Source organism: Streptomyces sp. NPDC060027 (assembly GCF_042737005.1).
Lineage (GTDB): Bacteria > Actinomycetota > Actinomycetes > Streptomycetales > Streptomycetaceae > Streptomyces.
The window spans coordinates 1-2,530 of record NZ_JBHWVI010000420.1; the positions used below are offsets into that span (position 1 = coordinate 1).

General features: G+C 63.2%; 3 protein-coding genes and 1 tRNA gene. 2 read left to right on the forward strand and 2 right to left on the reverse strand.

Translation table 11 applies throughout. The features are described from left to right. Positions 1–96 precede the first annotated feature (96 nt). The gene (locus ACFWBT_RS42560) at positions 97–690 is read right to left on the reverse strand and encodes a hypothetical protein (protein WP_385710078.1); all 594 of its coding nucleotides are present in this window, start codon (positions 688–690) and stop codon (positions 97–99) included. Between the two features lie 388 nt (positions 691–1,078). On the opposite strand from ACFWBT_RS42560, the gene ACFWBT_RS42565 reads away from it, so the two are divergent. Together ACFWBT_RS42565 and ACFWBT_RS42570 are read left to right on the forward strand one after the other, a co-directional pair. Further along, a complete protein-coding gene (locus ACFWBT_RS42565) occupies positions 1,079–1,414 on the forward strand; it encodes a hypothetical protein (RefSeq protein ID WP_385710081.1) in 336 nt (111 codons plus the stop codon). 163 nt (positions 1,415–1,577) lie between these two features. Beyond that, a tRNA-OTHER gene (locus ACFWBT_RS42570) sits at positions 1,578–1,645 on the forward strand. Positions 1,646–1,713: 68 nt separating this feature from the next. Here the strand turns inward: ACFWBT_RS42570 and ACFWBT_RS42575 are convergent. Further along, positions 1,714–2,530: IS30 family transposase (locus tag ACFWBT_RS42575; RefSeq protein WP_385710084.1), on the reverse strand; the 817-nt coding region annotated here is incomplete at its 5' end.

Genomic DNA, 2,530 nt, shown 5'->3' on the forward strand with positions numbered 1-2,530 from the left:
TCCGGATCCGGTTCGGAGGATCTGGTGGACTCCGGATCGGACGATCTGGTGGACTCCGGATCGGACGATCTGGTGGACTCCGGAAGATCCGGAAGATCAGTACTTGAAGGCACCCACGTCTCCGGGCTCGGTCTCCAGCGCCGCGCGGTCGAATTTCAGCATGAAGAGGAAGAACAGCCCGCCCGCGACGAGCAGGCCGACCACGATCACGACGAAAACGAGCGCATCCCGGGGTGCCACCAGCACGAAGCGGGCTACGAGGGTCCACACCAGAGCGCAGATCGCGACGGGAAGTTCGAAGCGCCCGAGGTCGAACGCGCCCTTCCTGCGATCCAGTCCACCGCGCACCGCCAAGTAGAGGACGACCGTAGAGCCGTAGGTGATGGCGGGGAGGATCGTCGACGCCGTGATCAGCTCCAGCAGCGCGGCTTCTCCGAAGCAAGCGGTCTCAGCGCTTGCCCTCGGGCCAGTGCGCCTTTCACATCCCGCGATGGTCCGCACTCGTCCGCGCTTTGCGCTGCTGCGAGTCTGCATTGCAGGCAGTTGAAATTCAGACGAAAAGCAGTCTTTGCTCAATCTGACAATTTGTCCGATAGGCGCCTGTTGATTATCGGAGGTTGATGATGCGATCATCTTCATGAAGAAAATCATGACGCTCGCTGCCGCCGTCACATTCGGCGCTTCGCTCATGGCGGGGACTGCCAGCGCTGCTCCGATGCCCGTAGTACCGCACCCGTGGGACCAGCGGGTCAAGTGTCAGACGAACGACCCGGAGGGCAGGCATATCGTCACCCGCTACGGCAACTCGGAGCTGGGCTGGTATCACTTCACCGGTCGTCACAACATCAAGAAGTGCTCCACCCTGTACGCGGCCCTGCACGGCCGAGTGGACCGGAACGATCACCACGGTCACCTGGTACGACGCTGTCGAGATCGAGACGGGGCCGAGGCCGAGGCAGGTGAAGATCACCGTTGTCGTGCAGTACACGCAGAAAACCCCGGACGGCCACTATAATGCCGGTCGCGGTCAGAAAATCGGCGTCATCACGGCGTACTGCCATAATCAGCGGGGAAATAGATGTCCGGCATGGGCCAGGCTGTGAACTCTCCTGAACCAGACATCGAGCAGGCGTCCACAGCCCGTCTGCTCGATCTCGTTCGTTCCTTCATCACGATGCATGTGTCGTGGAAGCCGCTCTTCATCGGGGCGGTCATCACGGGCGACGACTGTATGCGCCTCTATTTCCGTTCACCTGAGCGGGATCGTACGTACGGTGTGGACGTGCTGATCAGCCATACAGGGCCCGGCCTGCTCGGTGCCATGGTTTCCCCCGCGTTCCTGGCGAACGAACATCTGCATAAACCTTCCGACGATCCGCACTGCGATGTGATCGTGGACCTCACTGACTACTGACGGACGCATACCGGTCCTGTATGCGGTTCAACGTCCACAACCCGGGGACGGAGATTCGGCACCGAACCGATCGCACCATCAGGAACGGCCCATTGGGTAAGCCCAAAATCGCTAGTAGTCGATACGTGGTGTGCCGGCAGAGGATCGGATTACTCAATAGGCAAGTCAAGTGGTACACGGTCTTGAAAACCGTCGTGGCGCGAGTCACCGTGGGTTCAAATCCCACACCCACCGCAGGTGAACGGCCCCTGACAAGGTAGGCGCTTTCTAGGGGTCGTCGCAACACACGGTCGTGTTGATCAGGCCGTGAGGAGTTTATGCAGCCGCTCGGCTGGGGTTTCCCAGCCGAGCGTTTTGCGTGGGCGGCCGTTGAGTTCGGCGGCGACCGCGTCCAGGTGTTCACGGGTGTGGACGGACAGGTTGGTGCCCTTGGGGAAGTACTGCCGCAGCAGCCCGTTGGTGTTCTCGTTGGAGCCGCGCTGCCATGGGCTGGCCGGGTCGCAGAAGTAGACAGGGACTGCGCTGGCAACGGTGAACTCGCGGTGACGGCCCATCTCGCTGCCCTGGTCCCAGGTCAGTGACCGCTTCAGATGGAGGGGCAGTGTCTGGACCGTCTCGACCAGGGCATCGCGGACCGGTTCGGTGCCCCGGCCGTTCGGCAGGTGCAGCAGCATCACGTAGCGGGTGGATCGCTCGACGAGCGTGCCGATGGCAGAGGTGCCGTCCTTGCCGATGATCAGGTCGCCTTCCCAGTGACCTGGCACGGCCCGATCCTCCGCTTCAGCGGGTCGTTCGCTGATCATCACCATGGGGTCGCGGAAGCGGGGCTGGCGCTGCTGGGCCTGGCGGCGGGGCTTGCGCCGGACGCGACCGGTCCGTAGTGCCTTGGCGAGCTCGCGGCTTAGCTCGCCTCTGCCCTGGAGGTAGAGGGCCTGGTAGACGGTCTCGTGGACCACGTGCAGCTCCGGCCGTTGGGGGAAGCGGGTGCGCAGGGCCTGGCATATCTGCCCCGGACTCCATCGCAGGTCCAGATGCTCTTGGATGAAGGCGCGCAGTTCCAGGCTCCGGGCGATCTTCCCCGGCTTGGGGCCGGGGCGCCGGCTGTCGGCCCGGGTC